Genomic DNA, 22,796 nt, shown 5'->3' on the forward strand with positions numbered 1-22,796 from the left:
GCATGAACGATCTGGTCCCTCCCAAATCCGTGGATATTGTCTACGAAACCGACACCCCCGTTGACTATGCGGTGGAGGGGCCGGTCGCATGGATCACCATGCAGCGCACGGCGTTTCACAACGCCCAGAACTCGCAGATGACCTATGCGCTGGACGATGCCTTTCGCCGTGCTGTCGATGACGATGCGGTCAAGGTCATTGTCCTGCGCGGGGCCGGAAAGCATTTCTCGGCCGGTCATGACATCGGCACGCCCGGCCGCGATCTGCACAAGACATTTGATCGCAAACATCTGGTGGCCGATCACACCAACAAGCCGGCAGCCGAACTGCTCTATACCCGCGAGCACGAGGTCTATCTGGGCATGTGCCGCCGCTGGCGCGAAATCCAGAAACCGACCATCGCCATGGTTCAGGGGGCCTGTATTGCGGGCGGCCTGATGCTGGCCTGGGTGTGCGATCTGATCGTCGCATCAGAGGATGCGTATTTCCAAGATCCGGTCGTGCGCATGGGTATTCCGGGAGTCGAATATTTCGCCCATGCCTTTGAAATGCACCCGCGCATTGCCAAGGAGTTCCTGTTCCTCGGTGATCGTATGCCCGCAAGCCGCGCCTATGAACTGGGCATGGTCAACCGCGTGGTGGCCCGCGACGATCTGGAAGCCCACACCCGCAGTATCGCCGAAAAGATCGCCCAGATGCCGCGCCTTGGTCTGTCCCTGACCAAACAGGCCGTCAACCATGTCGAAGACCTGCGCGGCAAGCGTACGGCCATGGATGCCGTCTTCCACATGCACCATTTTGCTCATGCCCAGAACGATCTGGTCAGCGGTCACAGCCTCGGCGGGTTGGACGGCAAGAGCATGGCGCAGGTTAACAAGGAAACGGGCAATAAGGAAAAGGGCGACGCATGACCGATGTCCTTGAAACCGAACTGACCCGCAAACTGGGTTGCCGCTATCCGGTGATCCAGACGGCGATGGGCTGGATTGCCACCCCGCCTCTGGTCGCGGCCACCTCCAATGCCGGAGCCTTCGGCTTTCTGGGGGCCGCCGTCATGCGCCCCGACGAACTGCGAACCGCGATTGCCGAGGTCAAATCCCTGACCTCCCACCCGTTCGGCGTGAACTTTCACATGTTCCAGCCGGGTGCCGCAGAGATCGTTGAGATCATCCTGTCGGAACGCGATCATATCCGCGCCGTCAGCTTTGGTCGCGGTCCCGACAAGGCCATTATCAAACGTTTCCGCGATGCGGGTATTGTCTGCATTCCCACTGTCGGCGCGTTGAAACACGCCAAGAAAATGGTCGAACTGGGCTGTGACATGATCACGGCTCAGGGCGGCGAAGGCGGCGGCCATACTGGCTCGGTCGCCACCACCGTCCTGTTGCCTCAGGTATTGGACACGGTGGATGTGCCGGTTGTGGCGGCGGGCGGCTTTGGCGACGGGCGCGGCCTGGCAGCAGCCTTGGCCTATGGCGCAGCGGGCATGGCCATGGGCACCCGTTTTCTGATGACGGCTGAAAGCCCCATCCCCGCCATTACCAAGGACCGTTACCTGAAGGCCGGTCCCGACGACATTCTGGTCTCCACCAAGGTGGACGGCCTGCCCCAGCGCATGATCCGCAATCCACGCCTGAACCGGATCGAGAAATCAGGCCCCGTCTCCATGTGGATCAGGGCGCTGGAAAGCGCGTGGATGATGAAACGCGCCACAGGGGCATCCAATGCCGAGCTGCTGAAGGCTGCCCGCGCCATGACCGGCCACGGCGGACTGACACTGGCACAGGCCATGATGGCCGCCAGCGCCCCCATGCTGATCCAGCGGGCTGTCGTCGAAGGCCGCCCAGATGACGGCCTGATGGCCACAGGACAGGTCGCAGGTCGTTTGGGCGATCTGCCGACCTGCGAGGCCCTGATTACTGAAATCACCACCCAAGCCCGCGCGCGGCTGGAGGCCCTGTGCGGCCCCGCCCGCATCGCGGCCTGACGGAAGACCGACATGCCTATCCGCACCGAAATCAATGACCGCATCGGCGAGATCATTCTGGATCACCCGCCGGTCAATGCGCTGGACTCCACCCTGTGGAATGCCCTGCCCGCCATCATTACCGAGGTTGGATCGCGCGAGGATGTGCGCTGTGTGCTGATCCGTGCCGAGGGGCGCGGTTTTTGCGGCGGCGTCGACATCAAGGAGATGCAGGCCCATCCCGAACGCATTGTTGAACTGAACCGCGGCAACTACCGGACCTTCAAGGCCGTGCGTGACTGTCCTGTGCCGGTCGTCGTGGCCGCCCATGGTTTCGTGATCGGCGGTGGCATCGGCATTTGCGGGGCATCCGATACGGTCATCGCGTCCGATGACTGCTTCTTCTCCCTGCCGGAAATCGACCGTGGCGCAATGGGCGGGGCGTCGCACCTGTCGCGTATGTTACCTCTGCACGCCGTGCGGGCGGCCTTCTTCACGGGGGGACGCATAACCGCACAGGACGCATGGCGTCTGGGCGGTGTGCACAAGGTCGTCAGCCGCGGTGACCTGCTGTCCGAAGCCCGCGCCTTTGCCGCTGTGATTGCGGGCAAGAGCCGCACCGCTCTGGTTCTGGCCAAACAGGCGCTCAACGGCCTTGAGGCTCGCGATGTCGATCACGGCTATCGCTTCGAACAGGGCTTTACGCTGGAAATGTACATGCACGCCGACAGTCAGGCCTCGCGCGATGCCTTTGTCGATGGCGGCAAGCAGGCCAAGTTCTGATGCAGTTGTCCTTTACCCCCGAACAAGACGCCTTTCGTCTGGAAGTCCGCCAGTGGCTGCAAAGCCATGTGCCGCAAACCCGCCTGCCCTCCTTTGATACCAAAGCAGGTTTCGAGTTGCACCGTGACTGGGAACGCACCTTGGCCAAGGGCAATTTCGGCATGGTCACGTGGCCGAAGGAATACGGCGGTCGCGGCCTGAACCTGATCGAATGGCTGATCTTCGAGGAAGAATATTATCGCGCGGGTGCCCCCGGTCGGGTGAACCAGAACGGCATCTTCCTGCTGGGTCCGACCCTGATGGAGTTCGGCACGGACGCGCAAAAAGCCCGCTTCCTGCCCGCCATGGCTTCGGGCGATGAAATCTGGGCACAGGCATGGTCGGAACCCCAGGCCGGATCGGACCTTGCTGCGGTTGCCACCACCGCCGTGCGCGATGGCGACCACTATGTGTTGAACGGCCACAAGATCTGGTCGTCGCGCGCCGTCTTTGCCGACTGGGCCTTTGTGCTGGTCCGCACCGAGGCCGGATCACAGCGTCACAAGGGCCTGTCTCTGGTGCTGATGGACCTGAAAACCGAGGGCGTCACGGTCAACCCCATTCCCCAGATCGACGGCGAAGCGGGCTTTGCCGAAATCTTTCTGGAAAATGCCCGCGTGCCGGTCGCCAACCGTTTGGGCGACGAGGGCCAAGGCTGGCACGTCTGCATGGCCACAGCCGGTTTCGAGCGCGGCCTGATGCTACGCTCGCCTGCCCGCTATCAGGAAGCGGCCCGCAAGCTGTCGGTACTTTATCTGGAACATCAGGATCGCCTCGATCTCGCCATTGGACGCGATGTGGCGCAGGCTTGGATGAATGCACAGGCCTATGCCCTGTCCATCTATTCCACCGCCTGTCGCCTTCAGGCCGGCGGCACCATCGGTGCCGAGGCCAGTTGCAACAAGATATTCTGGTCGGAGATGGACATCGCCCTGCACCAGACCGCGCTGGCCATCCTCGGTCCCTTCGCAGAACTGGCCGAACCAATGGCCGATAACCACGACTGGTTGGGCGGATACCTCTTCTCGCTGGCGGGGCCGATCTATGCCGGTTCCAACGAAATCCAGCGCAACATTATCGCCGAGCGCGTGCTTGGTATGCCGAGGGGCTGATCATGGATTTTGCCTTCGCAGAAGAACAACAGGCCATTGCCGAGGTCGTCTCGTCCCTGCTGGCCGACCAGTGTACAGGGGCCGATCTGCGTCGCCTGATGGATAGCGGCCAGACCCATGATGCCGCCCGCTGGAATGCTCTGATGGAGCTTGGCCTGTCCGGTATTTTAGTGCCCGAGCACAAGGGTGGTCTTGGACTGTCCGAGACCGATTTCGTGCTGATCGCCCGCGCCTGTGGTCACGCCGCCCTGCCCGAACCTCTGGTAGAACAAGCCGGTGTCGTGCTCCCGCTCTTAGCCGCGCTGGATCATCCCCGCGCAGAGGAATGGCTGCAAAAAGCTCTGGCGGGCGAGGCCATCATCGCCCTCGCTCATCCGGTCAATCCGTTCGTTTGCGGGGCCGAAAATGCCGATGCCCTTATGCTGGTTCAGAATGGCCAGCTTCATCTGGTCGCCCGCGATCAGGTGCATCTGACCTCGCAAGCCTCGATTGATCCTTTCCGCCGTCTGTCCACGGTAACGGCTACCCTCACGGCCGAAACCGTGGTCGCCGAGGCCAGCGTCTGCGCCCCCCTGCTGGCGCAGGCGCTGGAACGGGCCACGGTCTTTGCTGCCGCCCAATGCCTCGGCCTTGCCGAACGCAGCGTCGAACTGGCCGTCGCCTATGCCAATGAACGCACCCAGTTCGGCAAGCCCATCGGCACCTACCAGGCCGTCAAACATCTGCTGGCCACAGCACAGGTCAAGATCGAGTTTGCCCGCCCCGTCATCTATGCCGCCGCGGCCGAGATCGGGGCCAATAACGTCCTGTCCCGCGCCCGCGCCTCGCACGCCAAATTGGCCGCCGTCGAAGCCGCCAGCCTTGCCGCCCGCACATCCATTCAGGTGCACGGGGCCATGGGTTATTCGTGGGAGGTGGATGTCCACTTCCTGCTGAAACGCGGCCTCGCTCTTGGCGGAAGCTGGGGCGATGAAACCTTCCATCGCGCGCGGGTGCTGGCCTGCGCCCTCTCCTCGTCCGCCGCCGATAGCGGCTTTGCGTTTACAGCTTCCAAGGACACCCTCGCCCATGCCGCATGAGGCCTATATTATCGATGCCGTCCGCACGCCCATAGGTCGCAAAAAAGGCGGCCTTGCCCATGTGCATCCGGCGGACCTTGGCGGCCATGTCTTGTCTGCACTGATGGGACGCACCGGCATTGATCCGGCAGCGGTCGAGGATGTGGTGTTCGGCTGCTGCGACACCATCGGCCCGCAAGCCGGCGACATTGCGCGCTCGTGCTGGCTGGCCGCGGGCCTGCCCCAGCATGTGCCCGGCGTGACCATCGACCGCCAGTGCGGTTCATCCCAGCAAGCTGTCCATTTCGCAGGACAGGGCGTGATGAGCGGCACTCAGGATCTGGTGGTCGCAGGCGGTGTGCAGAACATGAATGCCATCCCGATTTCAGCGGCCATGTTGGCAGGTCAGACCTATGGTTTTGACGATCCGTTCCGGGGCTCGACAGGCTGGCAGAACCGCTTTGGCAATCAGGAGGTCAGCCAGTTCAACTCGGCAGAAATGATCGCCGACAAATGGAAAATCAGCCGCGAGGCCATGGAGGCCTTTGCGCTGGAAAGCCACCGCCGCGCCATCGCTGCCCGCGAACAGGGCCTGTTCGATAACGAGATCAGCCCGCTGGCCGGTGTCACCCACGACGAAACGCCGCGCGAGACTTCGCTAGAGAAGATGGCCAGCCTGCAGCCGCTGATGGAGAATGGCCGCATCACCGCCGCCGTCGCCAGCCAGACCGCAGACGGAGCCGCCGCCATCCTTATGGCCTCGCCCAAGGCGGTAAAGGATCACAACCTTAAGCCAAGCGCACGCATACATCATCTCTCGGTGCGCGCCGATGATCCAGTGTGGATGCTGACCGCGCCCATTCCGGCCACCCGTTATGCGCTGGAAAAGACCGGCCTGAAGATTTCCGACATCGACCTGTTCGAATGCAACGAGGCCTTTGCCTCGGTCGCCTTGGCGTGGATGCAGGAACTGGAAATCCCCCATGACAAGGTCAACATCAATGGCGGGGCCATTGCGCTGGGCCACCCGCTGGGGGCCACGGGCGCGCGCATCATGACCACCATGCTCAACACACTGGAACGCACCGGCGGACGCTATGCCCTGCAAACCATGTGCGAAGGCGGCGGTCAGGCCAATGTCACCATTATCGAGCGTCTGTAGGGGGAGCGTCCATGTCGGGTATTTGTGAAGGACGGGTGGTCATCGTCACCGGCGCGGGCGGCGGCTTGGGCCGCGCCTATGCACTGGCTCTGGCAGCTGAGGGAGCCAGTGTCGTGGTCAATGATCTGGGTGTCGGCACCCATGGCGAGAGCGGCCAGACGGTCGGCGCGGCCCAAAAGGTCGTCGATGAAATCATCGCTCTCGGCGGCAAGGCCGTTGCCAATACCGACGACGTGACCGAGGTCGAGGGCGGCCAGCGCATGGTGCAGACGGCTCTCGATACCTTCGGTGACCTACACGCCGTGGTGAACAATGCCGGTTTCGTGCGTGACCGCATGTTTGTGTCCTGCACGCCGGATGAATGGGATGCGGTCTTGCGCGTCCATCTGCGTGGCCATTTCTGTGTCAGCCGCGCCGCCGTCGATTACTGGCGCGCCAAGCAAAAACAGGGGCAGAACCCCGATGCCCGTATCATCAACACATCGTCCGGTGCCGGTCTGCAAGGCTCGATCGGCCAGAGCGCCTATTCCGCGGCCAAGGGCGGCATTGCCAGCCTGACTCTCGTTCAGGCCGCAGAACTGGGCCGCTATGGCATCACCGCCAACGCGCTGGCCCCCGCCGCCCGCACCCGCATGACCGAGACCGCCTTTGCCGACGCCATGAAGGCTCCCGATAACGGTTTTGACTTTAACGATCCGGCCAATGTCGCCCCCACTATTGTCTGGCTGGCCAGCGCACAGTCTGCCGAGGTCACCGGACAGGTGTTCGAGCTTCAGGGTGGCAAGATCATGCTGTCCGAAGGCTGGCGCAATGGTCCGGCCGTCGATGCGGGTCGCCGTTGGAACCCGTCGGAAGTCGGCGATGTAGTGCGCGATCTGGTCGCCCGTCGCACGCCCGCCCAAGCCGTTTACGGCGCGGGCTAAAGGACCGCATGCATGAACATCACCCTTACTGACGAACAACAGGCCATTGCCGAAAGTGCCCGTGATTTTCTAAATGAACACGGCACCTCGAAACGTTTGCGCGCCGCGATTGAATCCGAAGACGGCTGGGACCGCGAACAATGGCAAGCCATGGCCGTCGAAATGGGCTGGCTGGGTGTGGCCGCCCCCGAGCGTTTTGGCGGCAGTGATCTTGGCCTGATCGAACTGGCCCTGCTGCATGAAGAAACGGGACGCACGCTAACGGCGGCCCCGCTATTCCCGACACTGGGTCTGGCCCTACCGGCCCTGATGGGGGCCGGATGCGAGGCCATCCAGTCGCGCTTCCTGCCGCGTCTTGTCGAGGGCGATATCCGTGCCGCCGTTTGTCTGACCGGAAAATCCGGTGCGCCCCTGCCCGCCGACGCCCCCTGCACCATCCGCCGCGAAGGCACCGGATGGGCGCTGAACGGACAGGCCGACTATGTGCTGATGGGCCACGCCGCCAATCTTCTGGTGGTGGTCGCCCGCACCGAAAACACATCCGGCTGGGATGGTTTAAGCCTCGTGGCGCTGGACGCCGACACGGCAGGGATCGCCGTCGAGCGCGTCACCAGCCTCGACCCCACCCGCCCCTTCAGCCGCATTCGTTTTGACAATGTAATCGTGGACGATGCCGCCATCGTCGGGCCTGTCGGCAAGGCCGAACCGGCTATCCGGCGTATGTTGGCCGTCGGCACCGTCATGCTGGCCGCTGAACAGTTGGGCGGGGCCGAACGGGTGCTTGAAATGAGCACCGAATACGCCAAGCAGCGTGTGCAGTTCGGGCGCGTCATAGGCTCGTTCCAAGCCATCAAGCACAAGCTGGCCGATATGATGATGGCCGTGGAATCCGCCCGCTCGGCCCTGTCCTATACCGTGCGATTGCTGGATGTGCCGGACGCTATGGAAGAGGCCGCCGCCATTGCCGGTGCCAGTTGCTCCGAAGCCTTCATGCAATGCGCCGCCGACACCATCCAGATTCATGGCGGCATCGGTTTTACGTGGGAACACGACGCCCACCTCTATTTCAAACGCGCCCGCACCAGCGCCACCGTACTGAGAACGCCGTCGCACCACTATGATGTGGTCGCGCGCGAAATGGGCCTCACTGACATTACGGGCACCCAAGCATGAGCTTTGTAAACACACCCCCCGCATACCCTGAGGGCCGTGGTTTGCTGAAGGGCAAGACGGCGGTGATTACCGCTGCGGCGGGGACCGGTATCGGTTTCTCGGCGGCCAAGCGGGCGGCTGAAGAAGGCGCGACCTTGGTCATCAGCGACTTCCACGAGCGCCGTCTGGGCGAGGCTGCCGATGCCATCGAGGCGGCGGTTGGCGTGCGTCCGCATACGGTTGTCTGCGACGTGACCAATCAGGCCGATGTGGATCGTCTGCGCGATGAATCGTTTCGGCTGCTGGGCCGTATCGACGTGCTGATCAACAATGCCGGTCTGGGCGGCGAGGTCGATGTCGTGGACATGACCGACGAGCAGTGGGAGCGCGTTCTGGACGTGACCCTGACCTCGGTGTTCCGCATGAGCCGTGCCTTCCTGCCGCTGATGTATGAAGCCAAGTCCGGCGTTATTGTAAACAATGCCTCGGTGCTGGGCTGGCGCGCGCAAAAGGGTCAGGCCCACTATGCCGCTGCCAAGGCGGGCGTGATGGCCTTTACCCGTTGCTCGGCGGTGGAAGCCGCCGAACACGGCGTGCGTATCAATGCCGTCTCGCCGTCCTTGGCCATGCACCCGTTCCTCGCCAAGGTCACGACGGACGAGATGCTGGCTGAACTGTCCAAGCGCGAAGCCTTTGGCCGTCCGGCCGAAGTTTGGGAGATCGCCAACATCATGGTGTTCCTCGCCAGCGACCTGTCATCCTATCTGACCGGCGAGGTCATCTCGGCCTCCAGCCAGAGGGCGTAAGATGGGCGTTGTCTTCGATACGCCGGACGCCCTGCTCGGTGCCGAGGGCCGTGACCTCGGCCACACCGAATGGCTGTCGGTCGAACAGGACCGTGTCACCCGCTTTGGCGAGACGACCGGCGACATGCAGTGGATCCACGTTGATCCCGCCCGCGCCAAGGACGGCCCGTTTGGCGGCACCATTGCCCACGGCTATCTGACACTGGCTCTGGTCAACGCCTTCATGCCCGAACTGATCACCGTAAATGGCGTATCGTCGGGCCTGAACATCGGTCTGGACAAGGTGCGGTTTCTGGCTCCGGTCAAGGTCGGCTCGCGCATTCGCGGTGCCGGCGTGATCAGCAAGATCGAGCAAAAAGGCACCGGCGTTCAGGTCACGGTCGATGTGACGGTCGAGATCGAAGGCCACGACAAGCCCGCCTGTATTGCCTCCACCATCAGCCGCTACATTCCTTAAAGGGTTCGCCATGTCGGTATCGCCGCAGAAAATGATCGAAACGGTCGAAGCCTATGTCGCGGCCTTTGAAACCGGCGATGCCGAGGCTGTGGTCCGTCTCTATGCTGCCGATGCCGTGGTGCGTGATCCGGTCGATGCCCAGCCTGTGGTCGGCCACGATGCCATCAGGGCCTTCTATCAAGGCTCCATGAAAATGGGTCCCAAACTGACCCTTCACGGTCCGGTCCGCACCTCGGCCAGCATCGCCGCCTTTGCTTTCAGCGTCGATCTGACCCTGCCCGAGGGGCCGTGCCGGATCGACGTCATCGACACCTTCGAGTTCAACCCCGACGGTCTGGTCCAACAGATGACCGCCTATTGGGGCCCCAACAATATGCATGGTTCTACGGAGTAAATCCTATGCGCGAAGCTGCCATTATCTCCACAGCCCGCACCGGCGTCGGCAAGGCCTATCGCGGGGCCTTGAACAATACCGAGGCCCCTGTCCTGTCGGCCCATGTGATAGATGCCGCGCTGGACCGTGCCGGTCTTGATCCGGCCCGTATCGACGATGTTTACTTAGGCGTCGGCAATCACTGGGGCACCCAGAGCTACAACCTTGGCCGTCTCAGCGTCCATGCCTCCAAACTGCCCGATGAAACCGTGGCGGGCTTTACGCTGGACCGCAAATGCTCGTCGGGCCTGAACGCCATTGCGCTGGCGGCGCGCGGCATCATGACTGACGAGATCGACGCGGCGGTTGCGGGCGGGATGGAAAGCATCTCGCTGACCCTGAACAAGCACATGCCGACCTATCGCAACCGCTCAAAGCGGGTGCTGGAGCATGATCCGCACGCCTATATGGCCATGATCGAAACCGCCGAACTGGTCGCCGACCGCTATGGCGTCAGCCGCGAAGACCAAGACCACTTCGCCGCCCAGAGCCAGCAGCGTGCAGCCGCCGCTCAAGCTGCCGGTCTGTTCAATGACGAGATCGTCCCGCTGACCACCTCCAAGACCCTGTTCGCCAAGACCGGCGAAGAGATTGGCGAGGAAGAGGTCACCCTGTCGTCCGACGAAGGCATCCGTGCCGGCACGACCTATGAGGCACTCGCGGGTCTGAAGCCCGTCTTCAAGGACGGCCAGATCATCAAGGAAGGCCGCCACGTCACCGCCGGCAATGCCAGCCAGTTGTCGGACGGGGCCTCGGCTCAGGTCATTATGGACTTGAAGACCGCCCAGTCTGAAAACCTGCCGGTTCTGGGCATCTATCGCGGCTTCCAGGTCGCCGCCTGCAAGGCCGAGGAAATGGGCATTGGTCCCGTCTTCGCTATCCCCAAACTGCTCAAGCGTGCGGGTCTGAAGATGAGCGATATCGGCCTGTTCGAGATCAACGAGGCCTTTGCCTCTCAGGCGCTCTATTGCCAGCGCCACCTCGACATTGATCCCGCCATCCTCAACGTCAATGGCGGCGGCATCGCCATCGGCCACCCCTTCGGCATGACCGGCTCGCGCCTCGTCGGCCACGCCCTCATCGAGGGCAAGCGTCGCGGCGTAAAATATGTCATCGTTTCCATGTGTGTCGCCGGTGGCATGGGTGCCGCCGGTCTCTTCGAGGTCGCTTGATGCCCCAGATTTTTGTAACCCAGCAAGACGGCCAGACCCTGACGCTGGACGTCGCATCGGGGGCCCGCCTGATGGAGGCCCTGCGTGATGGCGGCACGACAGTTGAAGGCACCTGTGGCGGGGCTTGTTCGTGCGGAAGCTGCCACGTCTACGTCGATGCACAATGGCTGTCCAAGCTGGATGCGGCCTCCGACGAGGAAAGTGAAATGGTCGAGGCTATCGGTGATGTGGTCGAGGTACGCCCCTCTTCGCGTCTGGCCTGCCAGATCCATATGAGCGATGCGCTGGATGGCCTGTCGCTGACCATTGCCGAAGCCATCTAGGAGGCAGTTATGAGCCGAGATTTCGCGCCCGAACTGGCAGGCTTCCGTCAGGAGGTCGCCCAATGGCTGGACGAACAGCTGTCCGGCCCCTTTGCCCACCTGCGCGGCCTGAACAACCATGTGGACCTCATCCCCGAGCGCCGTGAATGGGAAGCGGCGCTGGGCAAGGCCCGCTGGGGCTGCATCGGCTGGCCCGAGCAATGGGGCGGTCGCGGGGCCAGTATCGAGGAACAGGTGATCTTTGCCGAGGAATATGCCCGCGCCAAGGCCCCCTCGCGCATCGGCCATATCGGTATCGAACTGGCCGGTCCCACCATCCTGTTGCACGGCACCGAGAAGCAGAAGCAACAGTTCCTGCCCGCCATCGCCGCCGGTCAGGACATCTGGTGTCAGGGCTATTCCGAACCCAATGCGGGTTCCGACCTGTCCAATGTCCGCACCACCGCCTGGCTGAAGGACGGACGCTGGATCATCAATGGCCAGAAGGTCTGGACCTCCATGGCCCAGTTTTCGGACTGGGTGTTTGTGATCTGTCGTGCGGATTCCGGATCACAGGGGGCCAGCGGTCTGGCCTATCTGCTGGTGCCGATGAACCAGAAGGGTGTCACTGTGCGCCCCATCCGCCAGATGACGGGCGAGGCCGAGTTCAACGAAGTCTTTTTCGACAATGCGGAAACCGCCGCCGAGAACATTGTCGGCCAGCCGGGGGAAGGCTGGAAGGTGGCCATGTCCACCCTCGCCTTTGAGCGCGGGGTATCGACCCTTGGTCAGCAGATGCAGTTCCGTAACGAGTTGGAAGAACTGGTGGCGTTGGCCAAGGCCAATGGCGCGGCTAGGTCTCCGATGATCCGCCAAAGACTGGCCAAGGCCCATGTGGGGCTGACCGTCATGCGGGCCAGTGCCCTGCGTATGCTGGCCAATGACGACCCCGAAAAAACGCCCGCCAGTGCCTATACCTACAAGCTTTACTGGGCCTTGTGGCACCGCAATCTCGGTGAACTGGCTATGGATGTTCAGGGTTTGTCGGGGCAGATCGGCACAGGCGAAGCCGACTTTGGCAGCCTCACCCACATGCATCTGATGTCGCGTTCGGAAACCATCTATGCCGGTACCAACCAGATCCAGCGCAATATCATCGCCGAACGGGCGCTGGGTCTTCCGCGTGAAGCCCGCGGTGTTCAGCACGCCTGAGCGCCGTTATCTTCCCCGAGCGTAAAAAAAGGGCCTCTCCTTTTGGAGAGGCCCTAGTGGTGTGCATCGGGGAAAAGATCAAACCAGATCGAGGAAGGACGGACGTTCTCCGCCGCCGTCAACCGACAGGCGCGCGCCGCTGACATAGGAGGCCAAGGGTGAAGACAGGTAGAGGACAGCATTGGCGATATCGCGTCCCTGCCCCATGCGCTTGAGTGGCAGCGCATGGGCGATGGCTGCGTGACCTGCGCCATAATGGTCCGCCGCCCCTTCGGTCGCAATCAGACCGACAATGATGGCATTGACGCGGATTTTTGGTCCCCACTCCATCGCCAGCGACTGGGTCAGGTTCAGCAACCCCGCCTTGGCCGCGCCATAGATGGCCGTACCAGGCGACGGACGGATACCCGAAACACTGCAAATATTGACGATGGAGCCGCCATTCGGCTGTGCCTGCATATATTTATGGGCCGCCTGCGACACATGCAGCGGGGCCATCAGGTTCAGCGCCACAATGGCATCGCTAAAGCGCGGTGACGCCGTGGACGCATCGGCCAGTGGCGATCCGCCCGCATTATTGACGACAATATCCAGACGGTCAAAACGGGCGGCGATCGCGTCCACCATGGCCACAACCTGATCGGGTGCCCGCACATCACAGGCCATGAAGACGGCTTCACAGCCTCCACCGGACGGCAGGCTTTCGGGCGCATTGCGGCCACAGACCACGACCTGACAGCCCGCTTCCAGCAGCGTTTCGGCAATAGAACGCCCAATGCCCTTGGCCCCGCCGGTGACCAGCGCCACCTGACCGCTCAGGTCGATATGGACACCCTCAACCGGCATTGCGAAGCCCGTTAGTATTCGAACCTTCGACCAGCAGGAATTTCTGCACCTTGCCCGCAGGGTTGAGCGGCAAGGCATCCAGAATCTCTATTGCGCGTGGCACCTTGTAATTGGCCATATTGGCGCGGCTCCACTGGCGGATTTCCTCGGCATTGGCCGAGATACCCGCACGCAGAACCACAAACGCCTTGCCAATCTCGCCCATTCGCTCGTCGGGAATACCGACAACCGCCACCTGTGCAATCGCCGGATGGGCCATCAGGATACGCTCTATCTCGGCCGGATAGCAGTTGAAGCCACCGGTGATGAACATATCCTTCATCCGATCGGTCACGCGCAGATAGCCGTCTTCGTCGAAACAGCCGATATCGCCCGTGTGCAGCCAGCCCTCGGCATCGACGGCTTCGTTGGTGGCAGCATCGTCCTCGAAATAGCCGGCCATGACGTTAAAGCCACGCACCCAGATTTCACCCTGACGTCCATTTGGAACAGTCTGCCCTCGCCGGTCCACACACTTGACCTCGACCCCCGGGATCGGTCGGCCGCAGGTTTGGGAAATACGCTCTACGTCATCATTCAACTGGGTCATGGTGACCATGCCCGAGCTTTCGGTCAGGCCATAAGCGGTCAGCACATTACGGATACCCAGTTCATCCTGCATCCGCATGACCAGAGACGGAGCCACGGACGCCGCGCCAGTCACCGCCACGCGCAGCGAGGACAGCTTGCGTCCTGTCTCGGCCGAGGTGGCCAGCAACTGCTGGAAGATGGTCGGCGGGCCGGGCAGCACCGTAATCGCCTCCGACGCGATCATGTCGAACACCTGTACCGGATCGAACGTCGCCACCGGATAGGCGGTTGCCCCCTTCAGCAGACAGGCCAGCCAGCCTGCCTTATAGCCGAAGGTGTGGAAAAACGGATTGATGATCAGATAGCGGTCGCCCGCCTGAAGCCCCGCACAGTCAGCCCATGCGGCAAACGCCTGAACACTTTGGGCATGACGGCTGACCACACCCTTAGGGTGACCGGTCGTGCCCGAGGTGAACAGGATGTCGGACGCATCATCGCCAGACACGTTCGCCATAACCTTACGGGCATGATCTAGATCCTGCCCCCCCGCGACAAAACCCGTCCATTCGCCATCCAGCGTCAGGGTGCGCTCCAGATACGGCAGGTCCAGACCGTTCAGCAGGCTGCGATAATCCTGATCCAGAAAATCGCCGACCGTCAGAAGAAAGCGGGCACGCGTCTTGTTGAGGATATACTGCGCCTCCAGCCCTTTGAGGCGGGTATTCATCGTCACCACCACCCCGCCTGCCGACTGGACCGCCAAACATGAAACGATCCATGCCGCACTATTGGGGGCCCAGATCGCCACGCGGTCACCGTGGAGCAGTCCCGCCTCGATAAAGGCGGCAGCCCCTTGGAGCACCCGTTTTTCCAGTTGGGAAAAGGTCAGGATCTCGCCATCCACGATAGCGGGAATATTCGCGTGGTCGAGAGCGGCGGCCATGACCGCCTGTGGCAAGCTCTGGATCGTCATGATTACTTCTTCTCGTCCCACTCGCCCATTTCGATCATGGCATTGCGATAGGGTTTGCGGGCCAGCACGAACATCAGCGCCACCAGCGGACCAACAATGGCCGGCAACAGGGCCAGCGAGTAACGCAGGGAGCCATCACTACCGAACAGAAACTGTGTGGTGGCAGCAATCACGCTGGAGCCCAGTGCCGTGCCAATCAGGGTGACGAACAGCAGCATGAGCGCGGTCATCTGGCCCCGCAAACGGCTGGGTGTGATATCCTGAAGCGAAGCCAGCGCGACACTATTAGTGCCTTGGCCGATAAAGGTGGCAATCCCCATCAGAGCCAGAGCGCCGGCTGCCGTCGGCATCAATGGACCGATGACCAGAGGGGCAACCTTGACCAGCGTCACCCAGGTCATGATGTGCAGGTTCGCCCCCGGATGACCCCGGCGCATGAAAAAGCCCGAGAACCAGCCGCCCGTCAGATTTCCCAGGCCGCCGCAGACAATCATCAGAATACCGAAGGAATAACCGGCTTCGGTGGCACTCATTCCATAGGTACGGATCAGGAAGGTCGGGTACCAGATGGCCGTACCGATCGCCAGCATACCCAGCAGTGAGACCGAACCGATCAGGGCCGAATACACCTTCCAGCGTTGCACCAGAAAAGCCAGGGTTTCACGCATGGTCAGGCGCTGTACGCCAATCACCGCCGTGGCAGCCGCATGACGTTTCGGCTCGCGGATCATGGCCACAAACAGGGCCAGTATCAGACCCGGCAGCCCCACAATGAAAAAGGTCATCTGCCAAGGCTGAACCAGTCCGATAACCGGCAACACCGCAGGTCCATATTCCTTGGCCGCTTTCAGCACATAGGCCCCGATCACCAGAGCCAGACCGCCGCCGACCGGATAGCCCAGCGCATAGACACTGATTGCAAAGGCCCGACGTTTCGGCTCGAAGTAGTCGCTGATCAGGGAATAGGCGGTCGGGCCAAGCGTGGATTCACCAATCCCGACAGCCACACGGGCTGCAAACAGATGGCCAAAGGTACGAGACAGGCCGCTGGCCGCCGTAGCAAGACACCACAGGATGATACCTCCCGCCAATAGCTTGCTGCGGTTGCGTCCATTATCGACAATACGACCGATCGGCACGGCGGCCACGGCCACCAGAACCACGGTTGCAAAACCCTGAAGCAGGCTGATCTGGAAGTCGTCCAGTTTCATGTCCTGCCGGATATCCGACACCATCAAGGTCATCACGCGCGCATCAATGGCCGCGATCGTGTAACAGACGAACAAAAGTATCACGACCGACCATGCGTAGAACACAGACGGCTGTTTCTCGGCCTTGGTTTCAACCTGTCCTACAGGCGGAAGCTCGGCAACTTGCGTATCATCAAGGACGGTCATCAATGACCTTTCACAAGGACGGTTTCAGAGACAGAAAGAATTTTCTAACCAACTATTATTCAGGGGTGTCACGGGGATAAGGGCGCACAGACGGCGGCTTTGTTTCTCCCAGAGAACATTTTGGATCACCGTTCGATCTGCCCCAGATTGGCGTGTAAAACCGCGCCGTTCAGGGCCGGATTTTCGGCACAGACCCTCACCAGACGCCCGATTTCATCCGGTGCGATCAAACGCCCCGCAGTCACCATGGACGTGATTATATCCACGGCATCGCCCACATGGGCCCGCAGCATTTCGGTATCTGTAAAGCCCGGACAGATGCAGGCGGTATGGATGCCGCGACCTGCCATATCCTGACAGGTGGCTCTCATCAGGCCGATCATGCCGTGCTTGCTGACCACATAGGACGCTGCTCCTGCGACCGCTTTTTCCGCCAGTGTCGAGCCGATATAAAGAATGGACGATCCCGCCCCCATGACCGGCACCAGAGCGCGGTTCAGTGCCTGTGGGGCCACCAGATTGGCCGTCAGGACGTGGAGAAAATCGTCAGCCTTCAGACGGGCAACCGTGTCATGGCGATGTAGCGCCGCATTATGCACCAACACGATCTGTTCCCAGTGCGCGGCGCGTGTGACCAAGCTCTGTCCCGCCGCCTCGACCGAGGCCAGATCGGTGATGTCGGTCGCGATATGGCCGATATTCGTGTCAGGAGGGGCCGAGCGCGACAGGCTGATGACCTCATAGCCCGCCGCCGCAAACAGGCGTGCCGTGGCCAAACCTATACCGCGACTGCCGCCCGTAAGAACCGCAGCGCGTCTCATGAGCCGATACTCTTCCAGCGGCACTGCGCAGATTGACCGGGACCGGAGGAAACCTCCAGCGCGATCTCGCTGACACCCCAACGGGCCGACCATGCCTCCATCTCGACCAGACGGCCCAGCAGATAGATGGCCAGTTCCTCGACCGTGGTGTTACGGATCGGTAAAAGCTTTACATCGTCGGCAGGTAGACGGAACTCGTCCTCGCCATAACGAATAACGACACTGCGTCCGGCATGGCTGATAGCCAGCGCCTCGGCCCGTTCGGGGATCAGGACATATTCGTCCAGTTCCTCGCACAGACTGCGCATAGCCCGCTTGATGATATTATAATCGAATGCCATCCCGTGACTGGTGATGCGCGTTGCGATGACTGCCGAAACCTTGAAATTATGGCCATGCAGTCTTTCACGCGCACCATCGGCAAACAGGGTAAAATGTCCGGCGGAGAATTTGATATCCTCCTTGTCGATCCGGATCGAGCATTGCTGGACCGGCGCAGGCACCAGTTCAAACTGGTGCCTTTCCGATCCCATCACCATTCCCATCAGAACGCTGCCTACTGTCGGTGTCGGATAAGGATGGTTCAGGTTTATTCAGCCGCAACGCGCGCAGCCGGATCGCCTTCAAAGTCATAGAACTGAGCGAAATATTCGCGGAAACGCATGACCGGACCATCGCCATCGCACAACAGCGGACGCACACGGTGGATCTTGGTATGCCAGATGGGAATATCGCCCTCGACACCCGACTGGCCGATAATACCGGCGATCGAACGACGGATCATTTCCATTTCCGGCGCATCGGCAGCCATCTTCTTGTGGCGGAACTCGAAACGCAGCTCCACCTTGTCATGCTCGACCGGCGTGGCGATCACTTGCAGCAGAAGATCGGCCATTCCCTTGAAACGGGTGGACTTTTGCCCAGCGCCCGTTTGCAGGGTTCTGACCTCGGTATCAAGAGTGCGAACCGTGCCGTCCGGCAGTTCCATCGTACGTTGACCTGCGGCCAGACTGCGACGGACATGGCCGTCATAGTGGGTCTCGCCCTCCGGCACCGCGTCCATCTTGTGCACATATTTGAAGTGGGCCAGATCGACGCCGTTCTCGGCGATTTCCTGCGGGTTGCTGTCGAACACCCACTCATAGCGGATCGGATCGGCCCAGTCCGGCGAAGTGACTTCATCCAGAACCTCGACCTCGAACATCGGTGCGATATTCTGCGGGTGATACCACGCCCAGACTACACCATTGGTTTCGGTGATCGGATAGGTTTTCAGACAGCCCGGCTTGCGCGCTGCGGGCGGGATGATCTTGGCATAGGGGATATTCTTGCATGCCCCGTTCAGATCAAACGCCCACGAATGGAACGGACAGCGGATGGTCTCCCCCTCGACCGTACCGCCGTGCCCGAGGTGGGCCCCCAGATGCGGACAATAGGCTTCGGCCAGACCCGCTACGCCGCTTTCGGTGCGATACAACACCAAATCCTCGCCGAAATAATGGACCGGACGAACCTCGCCAACGGCCAATTCATTCGAATAGGAGACGAAAAACCAACCGAACGGAATCGGCATGGGGAAGCGTTCGACCATGGATAATCCTCCCAAAAGCGCCGGTTGGTCCGACGTCTAAAGTTCAATAATTAGGGTGCCTCCCCTCGGTGACCGGAGAAGACTGAGCCAATACGTTATCAAGATCGCATGGCGCGATAAGTCGTCAGAACGGGATGGAGCGTTCGCTTGCAGCAACAATCATGCTGTATCCGCACACAGACATTAGTCCTCGGCGGCGGCATCCAATCTGGCATTTCCCGACAGGAAGATATCCAGTTCCGTCAGCGAGGTCTGCATCCAGGGCCTTAGCTGGGTGCGCGCAAAACGCTTGGACAGGAAATCCAGCAGCAGACGAAGATTGGCTGGAACCGGTGTGCCTGGGGCAAAAATCGCCCAGACTTCGCGGTCATAATAGCTCCACTCATCTTCGACAGACACCAGATTGCCCGCCGCCAGTTCACCGCGCACAAAAGCGATCGGCAACTGTGCCATGCCCAGGCCGCGCATGGCTGCAACCTTGAGTGCAGTGCCTTTATTGCTTTTCCAACGACCATTTACGCGAACTTTTTCAGTGCCTTCGGTCGAGTTGAACCACCAGTGGCTGTTCAGATCGGATACACAAATGTGGTTCTTGAGATCAGCGATTCCCTTGGGCACCCCATGCTCGGCCAGATAGGCCGGAGAGGCGCACAGACAGAAGGACAGATAGCCGATACGCGCTGCCCGCAGGCTGGAATCCGTCAGATCACCGTACCGGATCGCAACATCGAAATCCTCGCCGATCAGATCTACATCGCGTGAACCCGCATGCACTTCGAGGGCGACACCCGGATACTGACAGGCAAAATCGGCAATCACCGCCGATATAAAGGTTACGTCATAGGTATCGTTCAACGACACCTTCAGCTTGCCCGTCGGTGTTTTCTGCATCTGGGCCGCTTCATGGCTGGCCGCCGCCAGAGAACGGCGCATGTCACGACATGCACTGTAGAAACGTTCGCCTATGGCTGTCATCGACACCTGACGGGTCGTGCGCTTCAGGAGCTGAACCCCCAGTCGGGTTTCCAATTCACTGACACGCTTGCTGACAAAGGATTTGGACGCCCCCAATTGATCGGCTGCGGCCGTGAAACTGCCGGTTTCAACGACCGATATATATTCCTCGATACCGTCCCAGATCGAAATCAAAGCATCCCCCAACGCATTACTCGACCCACCTTGTTGACAGACGCCATTCGGTGAACGTCAGTTTATTTACCCTACATATTCGAAACGTGCTGGCAATTGTTCGCGTGACGAAACTATCCGCTTACGCCCTATTTTCCGGTAAAGTGCGGCGTGCGGCGCTCCATAAATGCCAGCGGCCCCTCGCGCGCATCGTGACTGGCCATCACCACGTCCTGACAAGCTTTTTCAATCGCGAATGCTGCGCTCAGATCCAGACCGCTACCGCTCACAATCGCCTCCTTGACCTTTGACAAAGCCAAGGGCGCGCCCTCGGCAATCCCTCGCGCCATCTCCTGCGCCACTTTCAGCACATGCCCGGGCGGCACCACGCGATTGACTAAGCCCATCGATAAGGCCCGCTGAGCATCAATACGTTCTGCAGCCAGTATCATCTCCATGGCATTGGCCCAGCCTATCTGGCGCGGTAATCGGGCCATCGCACCCCCACTTGGGATCAGCCCGCGCTTGACCTCGGGGAGCTGAAAGAAGGCCTGATCCGAGGCAATGCGGATATCGCTGGCCAGCATCAACTCGAGGCCCGCCGCCACCGCCAGCCCGTTCACAGCGGCCACGACCGGCTTAGTAAAAGCGGTTCCACGCAATAGTGCGCCATCTACAATGGACTGATGTTCGCGCACCCAGCGATGCTCATCGATAGTCTGCGGCGACACCGTCCCTGTCGCTAGCGGTGCCAGAGATCCAAGGTCCGCCCCCGATGAAAACGCCTTGGTGCCTTCACCCGTTAAAAGCACAACCCGAACATCGGGATCATCGGCCAGTTGCGGCCAAAGATCCGCCAAGCCCACCATCATCTCGGCATTTAGTGCATTCAGCTTTTCTGGGCGTGCCAGTGTAACCTGCGCCACACCGGCTTGGATTTGAACCCGTAAGAATGCCATGCGCCTCCCCCATGCCCTTCATCGCCCGAGTTAAAGACAAAAGAGCTGAGGTGGAAACAATGGTTCGCCAAGCATAGGCCCTGAAAAAGGACTGTTTACGCAGGGACCATTTTCTAGCGCCCGCAACCGTCTTGACCCCAACCTCCTCCGCATCAAAGCTGATAGCGAACAAGGAACGCTATCATGTCGCACGCTGTAACCGTCATCACAGGGGCCTCTGGTATTCTGGGACAAGCCTTGGTCGAGGCTGCACTGGCACGAGGAGATCGCGTCGCGGCTATCGATTTCGGACCCCTGCACCGTCCAGACAGCGCATCTTTTCTCGGCCTTTCCGGCGTTGATCTGACCCAAGCTGATGCCACCAATGCTGCCATAGACAAGATTGCCAAGCATTTCGGGCGCATCGACAACCTGCTCAATGCCGTGGGTGGTTTCGTCTGGCAGATGACAGATGGGCCCCTGGATAGTTGGGAGCGGATGCATCGGATGAACTTGATGACTGTGCTCAATGCCTGTCGCGCAACGCTGCCCCATCTTCTGGCGCAAACACGCGGCAGCATTGTTAATGTCGGGGCACTGGGAGCGCTGACGGCAGCGGCTGGCCTTGGTGCCTATGCCGCCTCGAAGGCTGGCGTCCATAAACTTACCGAAGCTCTGGCTGAAGAAACCAAGTCTGGTAACTTGCGTATCAATGCCGTGTTGCCGTCGGTCATTGATACACCGACCAACCGTGCCGACATGCCTGATGCTGATTTCGGAACGTGGGTACAGCCCTCCGAACTGGCATCCGTCATGCTGTTCCTCGCTAGTGACGCTGCCTCAGCGGTTAGAGGCGCACTTCTACCTGTTCGCGGCAAGGTTTAGGCTTCGAAAATTGAATAGGCCCCAGACAGCAAAAAGCCCCCTGCGGTTGAACGAGGGGCTGTTTGGGGAGTTTGGGTGCGGGAGTAGGATTTGAACCTACGACCTTCAGGTTATGAGCCTGACGAGCTACCGGGCTGCTCCATCCCGCGGCAAACGGTAGGGTTTAGGAAGGGGTTCGAGACACATCTTTATATACTTGGTAGACCCGGCGACGACCTACTCTCCCGCGCCTTGAGACGAAGTACCATCGGCTCTGGAGACCTTAACGACCGAGTTCGGAATGGGATCGGGTGGGGAATCTCCGACAAAGTCACCGGGTCAACCAAGTATATAAGGATGAGAAGAAATCGTATTGTTAATGCATAGTAGAACTATGGGTTTTGCTGAGAAACGATCAAGCCGATCGGATTATTAGTACCAGTAAGCTTCACACGTCACCGCGCTTCCACACCTGGCCTATCAACGTGGTAGTCTTCCACGATCCTCAGCGAAGCCTTGTTTTGAGGTTAGTTTCCCGCTTAGATGCTTTCAGCGGTTATCTATTCCATACTTAGCTACCCTGCTGCGCGGCTGGCGCCACGACAGGTCCACCAGAGGTATGTCCATCCCGGTCCTCTCGTACTAGGGACAGATCCTCTCAAGCTTCGAACACCCACGGCAGATAGGGACCAAACTGTCTCACGACGTTCTGAACCCAGCTCACGTACCTCTTTAAATGGCGAACAGCCATACCCTTGGGACCTGCTCCAGCCCCAGGATGAGATGAGCCGACATCGAGGTGCCAAACTTTGCCGTCGATATGGACTCTTGGGCAAAATCAGCCTGTTATCCCTAGAGTACCTTTTATCCGTTGAGCGATGGCCCTTCCACGCGGGACCACCGGATCACTATGGCCGACTTTCGTCTCTGCTCGACTTGTCAGTCTCGCAGTCAGGCGGGCTTATGCCATTGCACTCGACGACCGATTTCCGACCGGTCTGAGCCCACCATCGCGCGCCTCCGTTACACTTTAGGAGGCGACCGCCCCAGTCAAACTACCCACCACGCCATGTCCCGGGACCGGATAACGG

General features: G+C 60.6%; 23 protein-coding genes, 1 tRNA gene and 2 rRNA genes (1 of these 26 cut by a window edge). 15 read left to right on the forward strand and 11 right to left on the reverse strand.

Annotated features, from left to right (window positions below; all coding sequences use genetic code 11):
- Positions 1 to 2: 2 nt before the first annotated feature.
- From WEU32_RS12690 to WEU32_RS12755, 14 genes are read left to right on the forward strand one after another with little or no spacing between them, the layout of a single operon-like run.
- Entirely contained in the window at positions 3 to 911 is a 909-nt protein-coding gene (locus tag WEU32_RS12690; RefSeq protein ID WP_406852146.1) for an enoyl-CoA hydratase, read from the forward strand.
- Complete coding sequence (locus tag WEU32_RS12695; RefSeq protein WP_406852147.1) at positions 908 to 1,987, forward strand: NAD(P)H-dependent flavin oxidoreductase; 1,080 nt, start codon at positions 908 to 910, stop codon at positions 1,985 to 1,987. The genes WEU32_RS12690 and WEU32_RS12695 overlap by 4 nt, the downstream gene beginning before the upstream one ends.
- Positions 1,988 to 1,999: 12 nt before the next feature.
- Positions 2,000 to 2,749 carry an enoyl-CoA hydratase family protein gene (locus WEU32_RS12700; protein WP_406852148.1) on the forward strand — a complete coding sequence of 250 codons (750 nt, stop codon included), beginning with the start codon at positions 2,000 to 2,002 and terminating at the stop codon, positions 2,747 to 2,749.
- Complete coding sequence (locus WEU32_RS12705) at positions 2,749 to 3,900, forward strand: acyl-CoA dehydrogenase family protein (RefSeq protein ID WP_406852149.1); 1,152 nt, start codon at positions 2,749 to 2,751, stop codon at positions 3,898 to 3,900. The genes WEU32_RS12700 and WEU32_RS12705 overlap by 1 nt, the downstream gene beginning before the upstream one ends.
- 2 nt (positions 3,901 to 3,902) lie before the next feature.
- On the forward strand, positions 3,903 to 4,979 hold the full coding sequence (locus tag WEU32_RS12710; protein WP_406852150.1) for an acyl-CoA dehydrogenase family protein: 1,077 nt from the start codon (positions 3,903 to 3,905) through the stop codon (positions 4,977 to 4,979).
- Positions 4,969 to 6,120, forward strand: a complete 1,152-nt coding sequence (locus tag WEU32_RS12715) for an acetyl-CoA C-acetyltransferase (protein WP_406852151.1) — start codon at positions 4,969 to 4,971, stop codon at positions 6,118 to 6,120. Before WEU32_RS12710 ends, WEU32_RS12715 begins: the two co-directional genes overlap by 11 nt.
- A gap of 11 nt (positions 6,121 to 6,131) precedes the next feature.
- Positions 6,132 to 7,043 carry an SDR family oxidoreductase gene (locus WEU32_RS12720; RefSeq protein WP_406852152.1) on the forward strand — a complete coding sequence of 304 codons (912 nt, stop codon included), beginning with the start codon at positions 6,132 to 6,134 and terminating at the stop codon, positions 7,041 to 7,043.
- A 12-nt stretch (positions 7,044 to 7,055) separates the two neighbouring features.
- The gene (locus WEU32_RS12725; protein WP_406852153.1) at positions 7,056 to 8,216 is read left to right on the forward strand and encodes an acyl-CoA dehydrogenase family protein; all 1,161 of its coding nucleotides are present in this window, start codon (positions 7,056 to 7,058) and stop codon (positions 8,214 to 8,216) included.
- Entirely contained in the window at positions 8,213 to 9,001 is a 789-nt protein-coding gene (locus WEU32_RS12730; protein WP_406852154.1) for an SDR family oxidoreductase, read from the forward strand. The genes WEU32_RS12725 and WEU32_RS12730 overlap by 4 nt, the downstream gene beginning before the upstream one ends.
- Position 9,002: 1 nt before the next feature.
- On the forward strand, positions 9,003 to 9,458 hold the full coding sequence (locus WEU32_RS12735) for a MaoC family dehydratase (RefSeq protein ID WP_406852155.1): 456 nt from the start codon (positions 9,003 to 9,005) through the stop codon (positions 9,456 to 9,458).
- 10 nt (positions 9,459 to 9,468) lie between these two features.
- A complete protein-coding gene (locus tag WEU32_RS12740) occupies positions 9,469 to 9,852 on the forward strand; it encodes a nuclear transport factor 2 family protein (protein ID WP_406852156.1) in 384 nt (127 codons plus the stop codon).
- Between the two features lie 5 nt (positions 9,853 to 9,857).
- Positions 9,858 to 11,063 carry an acetyl-CoA C-acyltransferase gene (locus WEU32_RS12745; RefSeq protein WP_406852157.1) on the forward strand — a complete coding sequence of 402 codons (1,206 nt, stop codon included), beginning with the start codon at positions 9,858 to 9,860 and terminating at the stop codon, positions 11,061 to 11,063.
- Complete coding sequence (locus WEU32_RS12750) at positions 11,063 to 11,386, forward strand: 2Fe-2S iron-sulfur cluster-binding protein (protein ID WP_406852158.1); 324 nt, start codon at positions 11,063 to 11,065, stop codon at positions 11,384 to 11,386. The genes WEU32_RS12745 and WEU32_RS12750 overlap by 1 nt, the downstream gene beginning before the upstream one ends.
- A gap of 9 nt (positions 11,387 to 11,395) precedes the next feature.
- Positions 11,396 to 12,577: an acyl-CoA dehydrogenase family protein gene (locus WEU32_RS12755; RefSeq protein ID WP_406852159.1), complete on the forward strand. Its 1,182-nt coding sequence runs from the start codon at positions 11,396 to 11,398 to the stop codon at positions 12,575 to 12,577.
- A 78-nt stretch (positions 12,578 to 12,655) separates the two neighbouring features.
- Here WEU32_RS12755 and WEU32_RS12760 read toward each other — a convergent pair whose 3' ends face one another.
- From WEU32_RS12760 to WEU32_RS12795, 8 genes are all read right to left on the reverse strand, one after another.
- Positions 12,656 to 13,423, reverse strand: coding sequence for an SDR family oxidoreductase (locus tag WEU32_RS12760; RefSeq protein ID WP_406852160.1), 768 nt, complete (start codon positions 13,421 to 13,423; stop codon positions 12,656 to 12,658).
- Complete coding sequence (locus WEU32_RS12765) at positions 13,413 to 14,966, reverse strand: FadD3 family acyl-CoA ligase (RefSeq protein WP_406852161.1); 1,554 nt, start codon at positions 14,964 to 14,966, stop codon at positions 13,413 to 13,415. The genes WEU32_RS12760 and WEU32_RS12765 overlap by 11 nt, the downstream gene beginning before the upstream one ends.
- A 2-nt stretch (positions 14,967 to 14,968) precedes the next feature.
- On the reverse strand, positions 14,969 to 16,363 hold the full coding sequence (locus WEU32_RS12770) for an MFS transporter (RefSeq protein WP_312135497.1): 1,395 nt from the start codon (positions 16,361 to 16,363) through the stop codon (positions 14,969 to 14,971).
- A gap of 125 nt (positions 16,364 to 16,488) precedes the next feature.
- Positions 16,489 to 17,184, reverse strand: a complete 696-nt coding sequence (locus WEU32_RS12775; RefSeq protein WP_406852162.1) for an SDR family NAD(P)-dependent oxidoreductase — start codon at positions 17,182 to 17,184, stop codon at positions 16,489 to 16,491.
- Positions 17,181 to 17,729, reverse strand: a complete 549-nt coding sequence (locus WEU32_RS12780; RefSeq protein ID WP_406852163.1) for a 6-pyruvoyl trahydropterin synthase family protein — start codon at positions 17,727 to 17,729, stop codon at positions 17,181 to 17,183. The genes WEU32_RS12775 and WEU32_RS12780 overlap by 4 nt, the downstream gene beginning before the upstream one ends.
- Positions 17,730 to 17,773: 44 nt before the next feature.
- Entirely contained in the window at positions 17,774 to 18,775 is a 1,002-nt protein-coding gene (locus WEU32_RS12785) for an aromatic ring-hydroxylating dioxygenase subunit alpha (RefSeq protein WP_406852164.1), read from the reverse strand.
- 183 nt (positions 18,776 to 18,958) lie between these two features.
- The gene (locus tag WEU32_RS12790) at positions 18,959 to 19,924 is read right to left on the reverse strand and encodes a LysR family transcriptional regulator (protein WP_406852165.1); all 966 of its coding nucleotides are present in this window, start codon (positions 19,922 to 19,924) and stop codon (positions 18,959 to 18,961) included.
- A gap of 128 nt (positions 19,925 to 20,052) precedes the next feature.
- The gene (locus WEU32_RS12795; RefSeq protein ID WP_406852166.1) at positions 20,053 to 20,862 is read right to left on the reverse strand and encodes an enoyl-CoA hydratase/isomerase family protein; all 810 of its coding nucleotides are present in this window, start codon (positions 20,860 to 20,862) and stop codon (positions 20,053 to 20,055) included.
- 183 nt (positions 20,863 to 21,045) lie between these two features.
- Here WEU32_RS12795 and WEU32_RS12800 point away from each other — a divergent pair, with 183 nt between their 5' ends.
- Complete coding sequence (locus tag WEU32_RS12800) at positions 21,046 to 21,726, forward strand: SDR family NAD(P)-dependent oxidoreductase (RefSeq protein WP_406852167.1); 681 nt, start codon at positions 21,046 to 21,048, stop codon at positions 21,724 to 21,726.
- A 72-nt stretch (positions 21,727 to 21,798) separates the two neighbouring features.
- Here the strand turns inward: WEU32_RS12800 and WEU32_RS12805 are convergent.
- From WEU32_RS12805 to WEU32_RS12815, 3 genes are all read right to left on the reverse strand, one after another.
- Positions 21,799 to 21,875 (reverse strand) — tRNA-Met (locus WEU32_RS12805).
- Between the two features lie 54 nt (positions 21,876 to 21,929).
- Positions 21,930 to 22,044, reverse strand: a 5S ribosomal RNA gene (gene rrf, locus WEU32_RS12810).
- Positions 22,045 to 22,116: 72 nt separating this feature from the next.
- A 23S ribosomal RNA gene (locus WEU32_RS12815) occupies positions 22,117 to 22,796 on the reverse strand; it runs 2,097 nt beyond the window's last position.

It is taken from the genome of Brevundimonas sp. BH3 (assembly GCF_045345115.1).
Classification (GTDB): Bacteria; Pseudomonadota; Alphaproteobacteria; order Caulobacterales; family Caulobacteraceae; genus Brevundimonas.